Here is a 16,030-nt window from a genome sequence, read left to right on the forward strand (position 1 = left end):
TGGTGAAGTCCGTCCCTTTGCGACGTCTGGTGTCCGCGCTCCTGGGCATCTCGCTCGCGGCGCTCGGCGTCGTGGCCGCGAGCCCGCCCGCCGGCGCCGCGCCGATCCTGCCCGGCCCGTTCGACGACTCGTTCTACACGCCGCCGTCGCCGCTGCCGGCCGGGAAGCCCGGTGACGTCCTGCGCTGGCGCCCGTCGGTGCCGCTGCTGAACGCCGCCAACGCCGACGCCTGGCAGGTCATGTACCTCTCGACCAACGCCCAGGGCCGGCCGGACGCGGTGACCGGGACGATCCTGGTGCCGAAGGGCAAGGACCCGGCCACCGCGCCGATCGTGGGCTACGCCGTCGGGACGCAGGGCCCGGCGTTCAAGTGCACGGCGTCCAAGGCGATGGAGCGGGGCACGCTCTACGACCAGCCCGCCATCAACGACTCGCTGTCCAGCGGCTACGCGGTCGCGGTGACCGACTACGAGGGCTACTCGCCGACGACCGTGCCGACGTACATCACCGGGCAGTCCATGGGACCGGCCGTCATCGACTCGGTGCGGGCGGCGCAGAACCTGCCGTCGGCTCGCCTGGCGAAATCGGCGAAGGTGATCTTCCAGGGGTACTCCCAAGGCGGCGGCGGATCGATGTGGGCGGGGGAGAAGCAGCCCACCTACGCGCCGGAGCTGAACGTGGTGGGCGTCGTCGCGGGCGGGGTGCCGGCCGACCTGACCGAGGTCGCCAAGGGACTCGACGGCTACATCGGCTTCGGGTTCCTCGCGTTCGCCGCGGTCGGCCTCGACGCCGCGTACCCGGACCTGAAGCTCGACTCGTTCCTCAACGACACCGGACGGCAGCAACTGGGCGACGCCAAGAAGAACGCGTGCGTCGCGGAACTGCTGCTGAACTATTCGTTCAAGAAGATCAGCGACTACACGACGACGAACCCGCTGGGCACGCCGCAGTGGCAGGCGCGGCTGGCGCAGAACAAGCTGGGCGCGAACCCGCCGCGGGTGCCGGTGTTCCAGTACCACGCGAGCACCGACGAGATCGTCAACACCCCGCAGGCGGAAACCCTGCACCGGACGTATTGCGCGGCCGGGGTCCGGGAACAGTGGCAGACCTACATTTCCGACCACGCCACCGGAATCCTGGCCGGGAACGGGGACGCCCACCAGTGGATCGTCAAGCGCTTCAATGGTGAGCAGGCCCCGTCCAACTGCTGAGTGTCAGACTTTGCTCGCGGCGAAGGCGGCGGCGTCGGAGGCGTCGCCGCCATAGCTCAAGTGGGCCAGGAAGTTCGCGCCGCCCGGCTGGCAGACCGGGTCGCCGTCGGCGCAGTAGTCCTTGGTGCGGCTCTGGTAAGTGCCGGTCACCTGCCGGCCGAGCGCGCGGATCGGGTTGCCGAATAGCAGCACCGCCGCGACCCGCGGGGCCAGCTCCGCCGGGATGGTCGCGACGATCGGGCCACCGACAACCGCGCCGTCGCTGCTGACGCCGATCGAGTTGTCCACGACGTTGGCGCCCTGGGAGTAGCCGACCAGCACGAACCGCTGCTGAGGACAGGCCGCGGCCTGCGTTTTGACGTGGTTGACCAGGTCGGTGTTGCCTTTCTGGACCGACGCGGGCTCACCCAGGTCGGCCGGGTAGTCGACGCGGTAGCCGCTGAGCGTCCGAGGCCGCAGGGCGTTCTGCACGGCCTGGTAGACGGGGTCGCCGACGATGAGGCCCAACGTGCCCGGCTCGAACGTGCCGCGGGCGACCGGCACGTCGACGTCGGTGCACGGCGCGGCCGACGCGACCGGCGCCGTGGCGACGGCGAGCCCGGCGGCGGCGAGGCTGATCGTGACGGCGGAAGAAAGCAGGCGATTCATGGCTGATCCCACCTCTGCTGGGAAACGGAATGTCCGCAAACGCTTTCTCGAAATGCGGGCAAAGGCAAGAGGGTGGCCGATCAGGCGGGAATTGTTGTTTCGCCGGTGACAATCGGTCCGATGTGGACGCTCAGGTGGCGCACTGCCCGGCGTCGACGTGGTCCAGCAGGGCGGGGTCGAGACCGCGCAGGGCGGCCATGACGAACCCGGTGGCCAGCTCGCCGGCCGCGATCGGGTCGACGCCGGGGGAGTGGGAGACGTGCATCGCGGCGCGGCCGACCAGGCCCACCATCATCGCTGCGAGCAGGTCGGCGCCGGGGCCCGGCGTGCGGCCGTGGGCGAGCAGGTGCTCGCGGATCCGGTCGACGACGTGCGTGGTGACGGTGTCGGCCAAGGCGCGGCGCTCGTTGGACATCTCGTCGACGGCGGAGTCGAACAGCATCCGGAAGCCGGCCGGGTGGGCGCTCGCGTAGCTGAACATGGCCATCACGGCGAGCCGGACGCGTTCTTCGAGGGGGCTGGTGTCCGCCGTTTCGTAAGCGGTGAGCACCCAGGTGCGCACCGCCGCGACCTCCCGCGTCACGGTGGCGCGGAAAAGGGCCGCTTTGTCGCCGAAATGCGCGTAGAGCGTCGGTTTGGTGGAGTCCGCGCGCTCGGCGATCAGGCCCATGGTGGCCTGGGCGTACCCGCGTTCGGCGAACACCGCGCGGGCGGCGTCGAGCAGTTCGTCGTCGGTGGGCCGGGCGGCCGGGCTCCGGCGGGTGCTGGATCGATCAGGGGAACGCGGCCGGCTCATGGAGGTGTACTGTACGGTCCCGCTGCTTTACCGTCGGGTAAAGCTCACCCGCCCCGGGAGGGAACCTGGTGTCCGGCGACCAAGCTCGGCAGCAAGTCCCGGTGACGGGAGAGGTGTTCGGGCGCACGGAACTGGCCGCCCTGATGCGCCCGGCCCTGCCGGCGCTGGTGGACTGGATCGTCCGGGAGGTGTGGCGCGAGGTCCCGGTGTACGCCCGGCACGGCCGCGTCACCCGCCACGGCGTCGAGTGCGCGGTGGCGCTCTTCGTCGATCTGGTCGAGGATCCGCTCGCGCCAAGGGATCGGCTGTACGAGACGTGCCGCCGCCTCGGCGCGGGCGAGGCGTACGAGGGCCGGACGCTCGACGACCTCCAGGTGGCGTACCGCGTCGGCACGCGCGCGGGCTGGCGCTGGATCATGCGGCTGGGCCGCCGCCACCGGCTGTCGTCGGCGGTGATGGCGCGCCTCGCTGAGATGCTGTTCGGCTACGCGGACGAGCTGGCGCGGATGTCGATCCGCGGGCACCGCGAGGCGCAGGCGGAGCTCGACGGGACGCGGGCGGGCCTGCGCCGTCGCCTGCTGCGGCTGGTGACCGGCCCGGTGGCGGTGACGGACGCCGTCCTCGCCGAACTGGCGGTGGCCGCCGGCTGGCCGGTGCCCGGCGAGGTGGCGGCGGTGGTGCTGGAGTCCGCGGTCGCGCCGTGCTGGGACCTCGACGTCCTGGCGGACCTCGAACCGCCGCGGCCGTACCTGCTGGTGCCCGCGCCGGTCGACCCGCGGTTCCTCGCTTCCCTCGGCGTCCGGGCCGCGGTGGGCCCGCCCGTCGCCCCGGCGGAGTCATCGCATTCCCTGCGCTGGGCGCGGACGACGTTGCGGCTGGTGGTCGACGGCGCGTTGCCGGACGCCCCGGTGACGTGGTGCGCGGAGCACCTGACGACGCTGTGGCTGCTCTGCGACTCGCCACTGGCCGACCAGGTGGCCCGGCAGGAACTGGCCCCGCTGACGCAGTTCCCGGACCGCACGCGGCGCCGCCTCGGCGAGACTTTGCTGTCGTGGCTGGAGAACGGCGGCAATTCGGAGAAGATCGCGGTGGACCTGTCGGTGCACCCGCAGACGGTCCGGTACCGCGTGCGTCAGCTGAAGCAGGCTTTCGGGGAGCGCTTGGACGATCCCGAGGCGCGCTTCGCGATGCAGGCCGCGTTGCGCGCCTCGGCCCTGCGCGCCCGCGGCACGTGACCCGTCAGGCCGGCCGGAGGTCCGCCGGCCGGGCGCGAGCACGGCGTTCCAGGACACCGACAGCGGCCCGAACCGGGTCGGTCCGGGACCGGGTGAGCAGCCGCCACGCGACCAGTCCCGCCTCCGGCCGGCCGAGGCCGATGGCGCACAGCACCAGGTACCGCTCGGCCATCGCGACCTGCAGCGGGGACCGGGCCGAGGCGCCGGCCGCCCGGACCAGGTGCCGTGCGCGGTCAGCGGCTCCACCCGGCACAGCCTGGGGAGTCCCGGCGGACGCCGTCCGCGGAACCGTCAGCTCAGTTCTTGACGAGCGGGATGACGGCTTCGGCCAAGGACGTCGTCGGGCGGCCGATGAGGCGGCTCAGGTCGCCGGACGTCGAGGCCAGCTCGCCGTCGGCGATGCCGCGGTCGGCGTCGGCCAGCATGGCCGCGACCGGCTCGGGCAGGCCGGCGCCGACGAGGACCTTCCGGTACTGCTCGACCGGCAGGTCCTGGTAGGTGACCGGTGTGCCGGACGCGGCCGTGACGGCGGCGGCGAGGTCGGCGTAGGTGAACGGCTCGTCGGCGGCCAGCTCGTAAACCCGGCCTTCGTGGCCTTCGCCGGTCAGGACCTCGACGGCCGCTTCCGCGAAGTCGATCCGCGGGACCGCGCCCAGCCGCCCTTCGCCCGCCGCACCGGCGAACGACCCGACGGCGAGCGCCTGGGCGATCGTCTGCGCGTAGTTCTCGGTGTACCAGCCGTTGCGCAGGAACGTGAACGGCACGCCCGACGCGCGGATGAGCTCCTCGGTCGCCTTGTGGTCCGGCGCGAGCGACAGCTTCGTCGTGTCGGCGGCCAGGACGCTCGTGTAGGCGAGGTGGCCGACCCCGGCCTCGCGGGCGGCCGTCACGACGGCTTCGTGCTGGGCGAGCCGTCCCCCGGGTGTGCTGCTCGAGATCAGCAGCACCTTGTCCGCGTCGGCGAACGCCGTGGCGAGGCTCGCGGGTTCGTCGTAGTCGGCGCGCCGGACCTGGACACCCCGCGCGGCGAACTCCGCGGCCTTCTCCGGGTCGCGCACGGCCGCGACGACGTCAGCGCCCTTCTTCAGCAGGCCTTCCACGACCAGGCGGCCGAGCTGGCCCGTGGCACCGGTGACGACGATCATCTGCTTCTCCTCGCTTTGGACTGCTTACCGACAGAGTGTACTAACTTTGAGAAAGTGCAAACTCTTGGTGAGCATCCTCACCTGGGTTTCCGCGACCGGCGAGGTACCGTTGACGGCATGAGCGAGGCGCCGGAGTGGCTGGACGAGCACGGGCAGGTGGTGTTCGACGTGTTCGCGCAGGCGTGCACGTCCCGGGCGACGCTCGAGCACGTCACCGGCCGGTGGGGGATCCTGGCGATGGTCGCGCTCGACGACGGCACGCTCCGGTTCAACGCCCTGCGCCGCCGCGTGTCCGGAGTGAGCGAGAAGATGCTCGCGCAGACCCTGCAGGCCCTCGAGCGCGACGGATTCGTGCACCGCGAAGCCCAGCCGACGATCCCCCCGAAGGTCGAGTACAGCCTGACACCGCGCGGCCGCCGCACCGCGGCCCTGCTGCTGGCCCTCATCCAGGACGTCGAGGGTCAGATGCCCGAGGTCATGGAAGCCAACACGAGGTACGACGCCGCGAAGCGGGACTGACTCCTCAGGGCAGCCGGAGCGCTTCGATCTCGGGGTCGGTCAGCAGCGCCTCGATCAGTGCCGGCGGGCCGACGACCTTGGTGCCCCACAGGTCGTAGTCGGTGCCCAGGCACCACGAGCGGTCCTCGGTCGCGTCCGACGAGTTTCTCGGGGGCGTGGAACCCGAGCATCGCCGAGCTGAAGCGGGCCAGGCACGGGGTTGCCGGATCGGCGGGACCGTGTTCGTCGAGGACGCCGGTCAGTCGTGTCCACGTTGCCTGGTCGGGCTTCCCTCGGTGGGCGGGATGATGTCGAGCGGGCAGCTGCCGTCTCTCCTGGCCGAGGGGAACTTCGGTGGCCGAGCAGCAGTCCCTCCGGAACAGCGGGGTCGCCGGTGCGTTCCGCACAGCGCGGCCGCCGCCAGCCGGGATCCGGGTGTTCGGCCTGGCCCGGCCCGCCGCCCGAAGTGATCGTCACGGCTTCGAGGTCGATGCCCGCGACCAGCGGTCGGACGCCGCTGTCTGCCAGGCGTGCCTGGTGGTGTTCGTGATGAGTCGTGTCCGACGGCCCTTACTCGTACATCGCGTTGAGCACCCAGGCCGCGTCGGGCATCGGCGGAGGGAGGAAGCCGGTGAGGCCGTCGCCGCGCAGCGAGTTCACGCGCTCATGATCCCAGCCTCACCGTCCTTGCCCAAAGTTGGAACGTGTTCTAGTTTTGGACGCGTGAAGACCGATCTCGGCCTGACGGGCACCGTGGTGCTGGTGACCGGCGGCGTCCGCGGCGTGGGCAAGGGCATCGCCGACGTGTTCCTCGCCCACGGCGCCCACGTCGTCGTCTGCGCGCGCCACGAGGCACCCACGAAAGCCGACTTCGTCCAGTGCGACGTCCGTGACGAAGCCCAGGTCACCGCACTCATCGACGGCATCGTCGAAAAACACGGCCGCCTCGACGTCGTCGTCAACAACGCCGGCGGCGCCCCCTACGCACCGGCGGCCGACGCCTCACCGCGGCTGCACGACAAGATCGTCCAGCTCAACCTGCTCGCCCCGCTCCTGGTCTCGCAACGAGCCAACGCCGTCATGCAGCGCCAGGACGGCGGCGGCTCCATCGTGATGATCTCCAGCGTCAGCGGCACCCGCGCCTCGCCCGGCACCGCCGCTTACGGTGCCGCGAAGGCCGGGCTCGACAACCTCACCGCCAGCCTCGCCGTCGAGTGGGCGCCCCGGGTGCGGGTCAACGCGCTCGACGTCGGCATGGTGCGCACCGAGCAGGCCCACCTGCACTACGGCAGCGAAGCCGCCATCGAAGCGGTCGGCAAGACCGTCCCGCTCGGCCGGCTCGCCGAACCCGAGGAAGTGGGCGCCTGCGCCGCGTTCCTGGCCTCGGGCCTGGCTTCCTACGTCTCCGGCGCGACCCTGCGCGTCCACGGCGGCGGTGAGGTCCCGGCGTTCCTCGCCGCGGCCGACGTCAACCAACGGGAGGATTCGTGAGCAGGTTGTGCCAGGACCGCGTGGTCGTGGTGACCGGCGCCGGCCGCGGCATCGGACGGGCCCACGCGCTCGCCTTCGCCGCCGAGGGCGCGCCCGTGGTGGTGAACGACGTCGACGGGGACGCGACCGCGGAAGTCGTCGCCGAGATCGAAGCGCTGGGCGGGAAAGCCGTCGCGAACACCTCCGACATCGCCGACTGGGCCGGGGCGGAACAGCTGATCGCCACGGCGCTGGAGACCTTCGGCCGCCTGGACGTGCTGGTCAACAACGCCGGGTTCGTCCGCGACCGGATGCTGGTCAACCTCGGCGAGGACGAGTGGGACGCGGTCGTCCGCGTCCACTTGAAGGGACATTTCGCGCCCCTGCGGCACGCCGCCGACCATTGGCGGGCCGAGGCGAAAGCCGGGCGCACCCCGAGCGCGCGCGTCATCAACACGAGCTCCGGTGCCGGGTTGCTGGGCAGCGTCGGCCAGGGCAACTATTCGGCGGCGAAGGCGGGGATCGCCGGGCTGACCGTCGTGGCGGCGGCCGAGCTGGCGCGCTACGGGGTGACCGTGAACGCCATCGCGCCGGCCGCGCGGACCCGGATGACCGAGGCGGTGTTCGCGTCGATGGCGCGTCCGGACGACGGGTTCGACGCGATGGCGCCGGAGAACGTCTCGCCGCTGGTCGTCTGGCTGGGCAGCGAGGAGTCCGCGCACGTCACCGGCCGCGTCTTCGAGGTCGAGGGCGGGAAGGTGTCCCTCGCGCAGGCGTGGCGCCACGGCCCTGCTGTCGACAAGGGCGAACGCTGGGATCCGGCCGAACTCGGCCCGGTGGTGAAGGACCTGCTCGAGCGCGCGCCCGAGCCCGAACCCGTCTACGGAGCGAGCTGATGGGCATCCTGACCAAGCGCGACGGCCACGTCGAGGTCGTCACGGTCGACTTCCCGCCGGTCAACGCGCTGCCCGTGCGGGGTTGGTTCGACCTGGCCGAGGCCATCCTGAAGGCCGGGAAGGACCCGGACGTCCACGTCGTCGTGCTCCGCGCGGAAGGCCGCGGCTTCAACGCCGGCGTCGACATCAAGGAGATCCAGCGCAGCGCCGGCTACGACGCGCTCGTCGGCGCGAACAAGGGCTGCTACGCGGCTTTCGGCGCCGTCTACGACTGCGCGGTGCCGGTCGTCGCCGCGGTGCACGGCTTCTGCCTCGGCGGCGGGATCGGGCTGGCCGGCAACGCCGACGTCGTCATCGCCTCCGACGACGCCACCTTCGGCGTCCCGGAGGTCGAACGCGGCGCGCTCGGCGCGGCGACCCACCTCGCCCGGCTGGTCCCGCAGCACCTCATGCGCACCCTCTACTTCACCGCGCGCACCATCACCGCCGCTGAGCTGCACACCCACGGCTCGGTCTACCAGGTCGTGCCGCGCGCGGAGCTGGACGACGCCGCGCTGGCCATCGCCCGCGACATCGCGAAGAAGGATCCGCGGGTGATCCGGGCGGCGAAAGAGGCCCTGAACGGCATCGACACCCAGCAGGTGCACCGCAGCTACCGGTTCGAGCAGGGCTTCACCTTCGAGCTCAACCTGCTCGGCGCGTCCGACGAAGCCCGCGAGGAGTTCTTGAATGGCCGATAAGCGCACGACCGCCGACGACGTCGCGGCGGAGCTCCGCGACGGCATGACGCTCGGCATCGGCGGCTGGGGCTCCCGGCGCAAGCCGATGGCGCTGGTCCGCGCGATCCTCCGCACGCCCGTGAAGGACCTGACCGTGGTCTCCTACGGCGGTCCCGACGTCGGCCTGCTCTGCGCGGCCGGCAAGGTGAAACGCGTCGTCTTCGGGTTCGTCACGCTCGACTCGATCCCGTTCGACCCGTGGTTCGGCCGCGCCCGCGAGACCGGCGCGATCGCCGTCACCGAGTACGACGAGGGTATGTTCGGCGCCGCGCTTTCCGCGGCGGCGCAACGGCTTCCGTTCCTCCCGATGCGGGCCGGGCTCGGCTCGGAGGTGATGCGCGCCAATCCGGACCTGCGGACCGTGCGCTCGCCGTATGCCGACGGCGAGGAACTGGTCGCCGTCCCGGCGCAGCACCTCGACGTCGCGCTCGTGCACCTCAACCGCGCCGACGCCCGCGGCAACGCCCAGTACCTCGGCCCGGACCCGTACTTCGACGACTTGTTCTGCCTGGCCGCTTCGAAGAGGTTCGTCTCGGTCGAAAAAGTCGTCGAGACACCGGACTTGATGGCGGGCGGGCCGGTGCAGTCCCTCCTGCTCAACCGGGGCGCGGTCGACGGCGTCGTCGAGTCGCCGCGCGGCGCGCACTTCACCACCGCGGTGCCGGACTACGGCCGCGACGAACGGTTCCAGCGCCACTACGCGTCCTGCGCGAAGGACCTGGACGCGTGGCCGGGGTTCGTGGACCGGTTCCTCTCCGGCGGCGACGAGCGGTATCTGTCCGAAGTGGACAAGTTCGAGGCGGAGGCGGCATGAGCGCGACCCGGGCCGAGATCGCCGTCGTGGCGGTGGCCGAGCTGTTCCGCGGCGACGGCGAGATCGTCGTCAGCCCGATGGGCCTGGTCCCGCAGCTCGGCGCGAAGCTCGCGCGGCTGACGTTCGAACCCGACCTGCTGATGTCCGACGGCGAGGCGTACCTGGTCACCACGGACGGCGTCGTCGAAGGCTGGCAGCCGTTCCGGAAGATGCTCGACACGATCGTCCCGCACGGACGGCGGCACGTCGTGATGGGCGCGAACCAGGTCGACCGGTACGGCAACCAGAACATCTCTGCCATCGGCGACCACGCGCGACCGAAGAAGCAGCTGCTCGGCGTGCGCGGCGCGCCGGGCAACACCGTCAACCACCGCACCAGCTACTGGGTGCCGAGGCACTCGTCGCGGGTCTTCGTGGACACCGTGGACGTCGTTTCGGGCGTGGGCTACGACAACGCGGCCAAGGCGGGCCCGTCCGCCGAGAAGTTCCACGACGTCCACCGGGTCGTCACCAACCTCGGCGTGTTCGACTTCGCCACGCCCGACCACTCGATGCGGGCGGTGTCGCTGCACCCCGGCGTCACCCGGGACGAGGTCGCGGCGGCGACGACGTTCGAAATCGACTTCGGCAGCGCGGTCACCAGCCGCGAGCCCACGGACGAAGAGCTGCGGCTCATCCGCGAGGTCGTCGACCCGAAGAGCCTGCGCGACAAGGAAGTCCCGGCGTGAAGACCGCGCTGACCGAGCTCGCCGGGGTCGAGCACCCGGTCGTGCAGACCGGGATGGGCTGGGTCGCCGGCCCGCGGCTCGTCTCGGCGACGGCCGAGGCGGGCGCGCTCGGCATCCTGGCGTCGGCCACCATGACCTACCTCGAACTGGAAGCCGCGATCGACGAGGTCAAGAAGCGCACGGACAAACCGTTCGGCGTCAACCTGCGCGCCGACGCGGCCGACGCCGGCGACCGCGTCGACCTGCTGATCCGCGAGGGCGTCAAGGTGGCGTCGTTCGCGCTCGCGCCGCGTCAGGAGATGATCGCGAAGCTGCGTGACCACGGGATCGTCGTCATCCCGTCCATCGGCGCCGCCCGCCACGCCGAGAAGGTCGCGGCCTGGGGCGCGGACGCCGTCATCGTCCAGGGCGGCGAAGGCGGCGGGCACACCGGGGGAGTGGCGACCACGCTGCTGCTGCCGTCCGTGCTGGACGCCGTCGACATCCCGGTCGTCGCCGCCGGCGGGTTCTTCGACGGACGCGGGCTCGCCGCGGCGCTGTCCTACGGCGCGGCGGGCGTGGCGATGGGCACCCGGTTCCTGCTGAGCAAGGAGAGCACGGTCCCCGACGACGTCAAGCGCGTCTACCTCGAGCAGGGTCTCACCGGGACGGTCGTGACCCGGCGCGTCGACGGCCTGCCGCACCGCGTGCTGCGCACCGACCTCGTCGAGAAGCTCGAGCACACCGGCCGGCTCCGCGGGCTCGCCCAGGCCGCGAGAAACGCCCTCCGCTTCCGGAATATCACCGGACTGTCCCCGGTTGCGATGGTCAAAGAAGGCTTCGCGATGAAGCACGGCAATGATCTGACCTGGAGTCAGCTGGTCATGGCGGCCAACACCCCGATGCTGTTGCGGGCGGGGCTGGTCGAAGGCCGGACGGACGCGGGAGTGCTAGCGTCGGGACAGGTGGTGGGCATGATCCACGACCTGCCCACGGTGGCCGAGATCGTCGGGGGCACAGTGGCCGAGGCAGGTGAAATCCTTCGCCGTCTCGGCCGGGAAACGGGAGGATGAGCGTGGCGCTCAAGGTCGGTTACAAGGCGTCGGCGGAGCAGTTCGGACCGCGGGACCTGGTCGAGTACGCGGTGCGTGCCGAAGAGGTCGGCCTCGACTCGGTCTGGGTGTCCGACCACTTCCTGCCCTGGCGGCACGAAGGCGGGCACGCCCCCTGGGCGCTGGCCTGGATGCCGGCGGTCGCCGAGCGCACCAAGCGGGTCCAGATCGGCACGAGCGTGCTGACCCCGACGTTCCGGTACAACCCGGCGGTGATCGCGCAGGCGTTCGCGACGATGTCGCTGCTGTCCGGCGGCCGCGTGATCCTCGGGGTCGGGACCGGCGAGGCGCTGAACGAGATCGCCGTCTCCGGGCGCGAATGGCCGGAGTTCAAGGAGCGCTTCGCCCGGCTGCGCGAGTCGGTCAAGCTGATGCGCGAGCTGTGGACCAGCGACAACGTGAACTTCGACGGCGAGTACTACAAGCTCGTCGACGCGCGCATCTATGACCGCCCGGAGCAGCCGGTCCCGGTGTACATCGCCGCCGGCGGCCCGGTGGTGGCCAAGTACGCGGGTCGCTCCGGTGACGGGTTCATCTGCACCTCGGGCAAGGGCATGGACCTCTACACGGAGAAGCTGATGCCCGCGGTGGTCGAGGGCGCGAAGGCGGCGGAGAAGAACGCCGACGACGTCGACCGGACCATCGAGATCAAGCTGTCGTACGACCGCGACCACGAGAAGGCGCTGGAGAACACCCGCTTCTGGGCGCCGCTGTCGCTGTCGGCGGAGCAGAAGCACAGCGTCACCTCGGCCGACGAGATGGAGCGGCTGGCCGACGAGCTGCCGATCGAGCAGGTCGCCAAGCGCTGGATCGTGGCGTCGGACCCGGACGAGGCCGTGGCGCAGATCAAGCCGTACCTGGACGCGGGGCTCAACCACCTGGTCTTCCACGGCCCGGGCCACGACCAGGAGCGCTTCCTGAGCCAGTTCTCCGAGGACGTGCTGCCGAAGCTGCGCGCCCTGGGCTGAGCCCGCGGATCGCCCGGCCGGCGGCGCCGGCCGGGCGATCACGGCTCAGTGCACCTCGACGGTGGACTTCACCGCCCGGTCGCCCTTGTAGACGTTGCAGACGGCCGTGCTGGTCTTCCCGACGCGGACCCACGGGCCCGTGCGGTCGTAGTCGATGGCCCACGTGGAGGCGCAGTGGGTCCAGGCGCGGTACTCGCCGGTGCCGTTGGTGCACACGGCCGCCGCGCTCTTCGCCGCGGGATGCGTGACCGTGCAGTCGTAGGGATCGGCGGACGCCGTCCCCGTGCCGAGCGCGAACAACGACGCTCCGAAGAGCGCGGTGACACCCAGCATGCCGATGCGTTTCATCGAGTTCTCCCCTGGTCGCGCGGCACCGCAGGCGCCGCGCATCGTCGGATTCGGCTCGACCGTAGATCCACTTCTCCCCTCGGGAACACGGTCAACCGCGGCCACTGGCCGCATCCGGACGGCTCAGGAAAGGACGTCGCCGCCGAGCCGCAGTCCGCCGAGGTCGCCGGCCAGGCCGCTGCCGGACCGAGGCGAGCAGCGCGGCCCCGTCGGAACCGGGCTGCACCACGACGGTCGCGCACAAGCCGGCTTCGCTGTGGTCCGCTCAGGAAAGGCGTTCGATGATGGTGACGTTGGCGGTTCCGCCGCCTTCGCACATCGTCTGCAGCCCGTAACGACCCTCGCGGCGCTCCAGTTCGTGCAGGAGCGTCGCGAGGAGCTTCGTCCCGGTTGCCCCGATGGGGTGACCGAGGGCGATGCCGCCGCCGTTGACGTTGACCCGCGACGGGTCCGCGCCCGTTTCGTCCAGCCACGCCAGGACCACGCTGGCGAACGCCTCGTTGACCTCGAACAGGTCGATGTCCTCGATCGCGAGCCCGGTTTTCCGGAGCGCGTGGGACGTCGCCGGGATCGGGCCGGTCAGCATCCACACCGGGTCCGCCGCGCGGACCGACAGGTGGTGGATGCGGGCTCGCGGCGTCAGGTTGTGCTCCTTCACGAACGCTTCCGACGCGACGAGTGCCGCACTCGCGCCGTCGGAGATCTGGCTGGCCACCGCCGCCGTCAAGCGGGACTCCGGAGCCAACGGCTTGAGCCCGCGCATGCGCTCCAACGACGTGTCCCGGCGCGGGCCTTCGTCCTGCCTGAAGCCGTCGACCGGCGTGATCTCCGCGTCGAACCGTCCGGAGTCGATGGCCGCGAGAGCCCGCTGGTGGCTGCGGAACGCGTACTCCTCCATCGCCTCGCGCGTGATGTCCCAGTGCGCCGCGATCATGTCGGCGCTGCGGAACTGCGACACCTCGACACTGCCGTAGCGCTCCTGCCAGCCCTTCGAGCCGGAGAACGGGTCGTCGAAGCCGTACTCGCGCCCGGCCAGCATCGCCGCGCTGATCGGGATGCGGCTCATGTTCTGCACGCCGCCGGCCAGCACGAGGTCCTGAGTGCCCGACATGACCGCCTGCGCGGCGAAGTGCACAGCCTGCTGGCTCGACCCGCACTGCCGGTCGATCGTCACGCCGGGCACGTGGTCCGGGAACCCGGCCGCGAGCCACGCCGTGCGCGCGATGTTGCCCGACTGCGGGCCCAGGGTGTCCGTGCAGCCGAGGATGACGTCGTCGACGAGGTCCGGGTCGACGCCCGCGCGCTCGACGACCGCCTTGATGACGTGCGCCCCGAGGTCGGCGGAGTGCCACCCGGACAGCGCGCCACCGCGCCGGCCCACGGGCGTGCGGACCGCGTCGAGGAGGAAGGCTTCGGGCACGGGAGCTCCTAGGGGTGCTGGCTGGAGACGGAGACGACTTCGCCGGTGAGGTAGCTCGCGTAGTCGCTGGCGAGGAAGACCATGACATTGGCGACCTCCCACGGCTCGGCGGCCCGGCCGAACGCCTCCCGTTTCGTAAGGTCTTCCAGGAGTTCGTCGCTGGTCACCTTGGCGAGGAAGGGATGCATGGCCAGGCTCGGCGCGACGGCGTTGATCCGGACGCCGTGCTCGGCGGCGTCGAGGGCCGAACACCGGGTCAGCGCCATCACTCCGGCTTTCGCGGCGGCGTAGTGCGCCTGCCCGGCTTGGGCGCGCCAGCCGATCACCGACGCGTTGTTGACGATCGCCCCGCCGCCGCCCTGGGCGACGAACTGCCGCAGCGCCGCCCGCGTACAGCGGAAAGTCCCGGTGAGCGTGATGTCGAGAACGCGCGACCACTCTTCGTCGGCCATGTCGAGCACGGACTTCGTGCCGCCCAGCCCGGCGTTGTTGACCAGCACGTCGAGCCGTCCGAAGTGGTCCACCGCGCCGTCGATCAGCGCCTGGACCTGCTCTTCCTTCGTGACGTCGCAGGGGAGCGCGTGCACCTTCCCGAGTTCGGCCAGCTCGGCCGCCTTCTCGCCGAGGCGCCGTTCGTGCCAGTCGGAGATGACGACACTCGCGCCCTCTTCGAGGCACCGGCGAGCGACAGCCGAGCCGATGCCGGTGCCGGCCGCGGCGGTGACCACGACGACCTTGCCGGACAGCAGGTCGTGGCCGGGTGGGTACTCGGGGATCACGGTCGCGCCTCCCGGGGCAGGCCGAGCACGCGCTCGGCGATGATGTTCCGCTCGATCTCGTCCGAACCGCCGTAGATCGTGTCGGCGCGGGTGAACAGGTACAGCCGCTGGGCGTCGTCCAGTTCGGTACCGCCGGCGACCAGCGACCGCGCGCCGCGGGCCCGCATCGCCAGCTCACCCAGCCCGCGGTGCCACTGCGCCCAGAGCAGCTTCCCGACGGCGACTTCGGGCCCGGCGGGCCGGCCGAGGGTGCGGAGAGCGTGCGCGCGCAGGACCCGCAGGCCGATCCGGGCGCGCGTGAGGTCGGTCCGCAGCAGCGGGTCGTCGTAGGTGCCGGTCCGCTTCGCCTCGGCGACGATGTCGTCGAGCTCGCGCCGGAAGCCGATCTGCTGGCCGAGCGTCGAGACGCCGCGTTCGAAGCCGAGTGTCGCCATGGCGATCTTCCAGCCATCGCCTGGCTCGCCGACGACCAGGCCGGCGGGCGTGCGGGCGTCGTCGAAGAAGACTTCGTTGAACTCCGACGTCCCGGTCAGCTGCTGGATCGGCCGCACGGTGACGCCGTCCTGGTTCAGCGGCACCAGGAGGTACGACAGGCCGTGGTGGCGCTGCGACCCCGGTTCGGTGCGCGCCACGACGAAGCACCAGTCGGCCACGTGGGCCAGCGACGTCCAGATCTTCTGCCCGTTGACCACCCAGTCGCCGTCGCGCAGCACCGCCGACGTCGAGACGGCGGCGAGGTCCGAACCGGCGCCGGGCTCGGAGTAGCCCTGGCACCACAGCTCTTCGACGGCGACGATCTGGGGCAGGAAGCGTTTTCGCTGTTCGGGCGTGCCGAAGGCGATGAGCGTCGGTCCCAGCAGCTGCTCGCCGATGTGGTTGACGCGCGCGGGCGCGCCCGAGGCCGCGTACTCCTCGTGGAAGGCGACCTGCTCGTCGAGCGACAGGCCGCGCCCGCCGTGCTCGACCGGCCAGCCGACGCACGTCCAGCCGGCCGAGGCCAGGTGGCGTTCCCAGGCCAGGCGCAGGTCGAACGCCTCGTGCTCGCGTCCCGGCCCGCCGAGACCGCGCACCGCGGCGAACTCGCCGGTCAGGTTGTCCGCGAGCCAGCCCGCGAACTCGCGGCGGAATCGTGTCGGTTCCACGCTCGCCTCCTTGCTGCCGGGCCGGTCCGGGACCTAGGGTAATGAGAACACGTTCTAGTTTG

The 16,030-nt window shown here is 71.5% G+C and carries 18 protein-coding genes; 10 read left to right on the plus strand and 8 right to left on the minus strand.

Features of this window, described 5'->3' with window-relative positions:
• Positions 1–2: 2 nt before the first annotated feature.
• Positions 3–1,211 (plus strand): lipase family protein, encoded by a 1,209-nt coding sequence (locus ACZ7OU_RS28320; protein WP_470257450.1) that lies wholly within the window; start codon positions 3–5, stop codon positions 1,209–1,211.
• A gap of 3 nt (positions 1,212–1,214) precedes the next feature.
• Here the strand turns inward: ACZ7OU_RS28320 and ACZ7OU_RS28325 are convergent, their stop codons facing one another.
• A complete protein-coding gene (locus ACZ7OU_RS28325; protein ID WP_470257451.1) occupies positions 1,215–1,859 on the minus strand; it encodes a cutinase family protein in 645 nt (214 codons plus the stop codon).
• A 130-nt stretch (positions 1,860–1,989) separates the two neighbouring features.
• Positions 1,990–2,655, minus strand: coding sequence for a TetR/AcrR family transcriptional regulator (locus ACZ7OU_RS28330; RefSeq protein WP_470257452.1), 666 nt, complete (start codon positions 2,653–2,655; stop codon positions 1,990–1,992).
• Between the two features lie 101 nt (positions 2,656–2,756).
• Here ACZ7OU_RS28330 and ACZ7OU_RS28335 point away from each other — a divergent pair, with 101 nt between their 5' ends.
• On the plus strand, positions 2,757–3,890 hold the full coding sequence (locus tag ACZ7OU_RS28335) for a PucR-like N-terminal domain-containing protein (protein ID WP_470257453.1): 1,134 nt from the start codon (positions 2,757–2,759) through the stop codon (positions 3,888–3,890).
• A 4-nt stretch (positions 3,891–3,894) separates the two neighbouring features.
• On the opposite strand, the gene ACZ7OU_RS28340 is transcribed toward ACZ7OU_RS28335, so the two are convergent.
• Both ACZ7OU_RS28340 and ACZ7OU_RS28345 read right to left on the minus strand, forming a co-directional pair.
• Positions 3,895–4,143, minus strand: coding sequence for a hypothetical protein (locus tag ACZ7OU_RS28340; protein WP_470257454.1), 249 nt, complete (start codon positions 4,141–4,143; stop codon positions 3,895–3,897).
• A gap of 43 nt (positions 4,144–4,186) precedes the next feature.
• Complete coding sequence (locus ACZ7OU_RS28345; protein ID WP_470257455.1) at positions 4,187–5,035, minus strand: SDR family oxidoreductase; 849 nt, start codon at positions 5,033–5,035, stop codon at positions 4,187–4,189.
• 117 nt (positions 5,036–5,152) lie between these two features.
• On the opposite strand from ACZ7OU_RS28345, the gene ACZ7OU_RS28350 reads away from it, so the two are divergent.
• The 8 genes from ACZ7OU_RS28350 to fgd all read left to right on the plus strand — a co-directional run bounded on the left by ACZ7OU_RS28350 (position 5,153) and on the right by fgd (position 12,279).
• Positions 5,153–5,554 (plus strand): winged helix-turn-helix transcriptional regulator, encoded by a 402-nt coding sequence (locus ACZ7OU_RS28350; RefSeq protein ID WP_470257456.1) that lies wholly within the window; start codon positions 5,153–5,155, stop codon positions 5,552–5,554.
• 702 nt (positions 5,555–6,256) lie between these two features.
• Positions 6,257–7,024 (plus strand): SDR family oxidoreductase, encoded by a 768-nt coding sequence (locus tag ACZ7OU_RS28355; protein WP_470257457.1) that lies wholly within the window; start codon positions 6,257–6,259, stop codon positions 7,022–7,024.
• Complete coding sequence (locus ACZ7OU_RS28360) at positions 7,021–7,899, plus strand: SDR family oxidoreductase (RefSeq protein ID WP_470257458.1); 879 nt, start codon at positions 7,021–7,023, stop codon at positions 7,897–7,899. Before ACZ7OU_RS28355 ends, ACZ7OU_RS28360 begins: the two co-directional genes overlap by 4 nt.
• Entirely contained in the window at positions 7,899–8,639 is a 741-nt protein-coding gene (locus tag ACZ7OU_RS28365; protein ID WP_470257459.1) for an enoyl-CoA hydratase family protein, read from the plus strand. The genes ACZ7OU_RS28360 and ACZ7OU_RS28365 overlap by 1 nt, the downstream gene beginning before the upstream one ends.
• The gene (locus ACZ7OU_RS28370; protein ID WP_470257460.1) at positions 8,629–9,492 is read left to right on the plus strand and encodes a CoA transferase subunit A; all 864 of its coding nucleotides are present in this window, start codon (positions 8,629–8,631) and stop codon (positions 9,490–9,492) included. The genes ACZ7OU_RS28365 and ACZ7OU_RS28370 overlap by 11 nt, the downstream gene beginning before the upstream one ends.
• Entirely contained in the window at positions 9,489–10,220 is a 732-nt protein-coding gene (locus tag ACZ7OU_RS28375; RefSeq protein WP_470257461.1) for a CoA-transferase subunit beta, read from the plus strand. Before ACZ7OU_RS28370 ends, ACZ7OU_RS28375 begins: the two co-directional genes overlap by 4 nt.
• Positions 10,217–11,272 (plus strand): NAD(P)H-dependent flavin oxidoreductase, encoded by a 1,056-nt coding sequence (locus ACZ7OU_RS28380; protein WP_470257462.1) that lies wholly within the window; start codon positions 10,217–10,219, stop codon positions 11,270–11,272. Before ACZ7OU_RS28375 ends, ACZ7OU_RS28380 begins: the two co-directional genes overlap by 4 nt.
• Positions 11,273–11,274: 2 nt before the next feature.
• The gene (gene fgd / locus ACZ7OU_RS28385; RefSeq protein ID WP_470257463.1) at positions 11,275–12,279 is read left to right on the plus strand and encodes a glucose-6-phosphate dehydrogenase (coenzyme-F420); all 1,005 of its coding nucleotides are present in this window, start codon (positions 11,275–11,277) and stop codon (positions 12,277–12,279) included.
• A 45-nt stretch (positions 12,280–12,324) separates the two neighbouring features.
• On the opposite strand, the gene ACZ7OU_RS28390 is transcribed toward fgd, so the two are convergent.
• The 4 genes from ACZ7OU_RS28390 to ACZ7OU_RS28405 form a co-directional block, all read right to left on the minus strand.
• Positions 12,325–12,627 (minus strand): hypothetical protein, encoded by a 303-nt coding sequence (locus ACZ7OU_RS28390; protein WP_470257464.1) that lies wholly within the window; start codon positions 12,625–12,627, stop codon positions 12,325–12,327.
• Positions 12,628–12,892: 265 nt separating this feature from the next.
• Positions 12,893–14,047: an acetyl-CoA C-acetyltransferase gene (locus ACZ7OU_RS28395; protein WP_470257465.1), complete on the minus strand. Its 1,155-nt coding sequence runs from the start codon at positions 14,045–14,047 to the stop codon at positions 12,893–12,895.
• 8 nt (positions 14,048–14,055) lie between these two features.
• Entirely contained in the window at positions 14,056–14,826 is a 771-nt protein-coding gene (locus ACZ7OU_RS28400; RefSeq protein ID WP_470257466.1) for an SDR family oxidoreductase, read from the minus strand.
• Entirely contained in the window at positions 14,823–15,968 is a 1,146-nt protein-coding gene (locus tag ACZ7OU_RS28405; protein ID WP_470257467.1) for an acyl-CoA dehydrogenase family protein, read from the minus strand. The genes ACZ7OU_RS28400 and ACZ7OU_RS28405 overlap by 4 nt, the downstream gene beginning before the upstream one ends.
• Between the last annotated feature and the right edge of the window lie 62 nt (positions 15,969–16,030).

This window comes from Amycolatopsis sp. NPDC114505 (assembly GCF_055633615.1).

Bases quoted from the DNA above. Each gene is read 5' to 3' on its own strand.
- ACZ7OU_RS28325 (WP_470257451.1), bottom strand. From the start codon at position 1,859: ATGAATCGCCTGCTTTCTTCCGCCGTCACGATCAGCCTCGCCGCCGCC.
- ACZ7OU_RS28330 (WP_470257452.1), bottom strand. From the start codon at position 2,655: ATGAGCCGGCCGCGTTCCCCTGATCGATCCAGCACCCGCCGGAGCCCG.
- ACZ7OU_RS28345 (WP_470257455.1), bottom strand. From the start codon at position 5,035: ATGATCGTCGTCACCGGTGCCACGGGCCAGCTCGGCCGCCTGGTCGTG.
- ACZ7OU_RS28350 (WP_470257456.1), top strand. From the start codon at position 5,153: ATGAGCGAGGCGCCGGAGTGGCTGGACGAGCACGGGCAGGTGGTGTTC.
- ACZ7OU_RS28365 (WP_470257459.1), top strand. From the start codon at position 7,899: ATGGGCATCCTGACCAAGCGCGACGGCCACGTCGAGGTCGTCACGGTC.
- ACZ7OU_RS28370 (WP_470257460.1), top strand. From the start codon at position 8,629: ATGGCCGATAAGCGCACGACCGCCGACGACGTCGCGGCGGAGCTCCGC.
- ACZ7OU_RS28375 (WP_470257461.1), top strand. From the start codon at position 9,489: ATGAGCGCGACCCGGGCCGAGATCGCCGTCGTGGCGGTGGCCGAGCTG.
- ACZ7OU_RS28390 (WP_470257464.1), bottom strand. From the start codon at position 12,627: ATGAAACGCATCGGCATGCTGGGTGTCACCGCGCTCTTCGGAGCGTCG.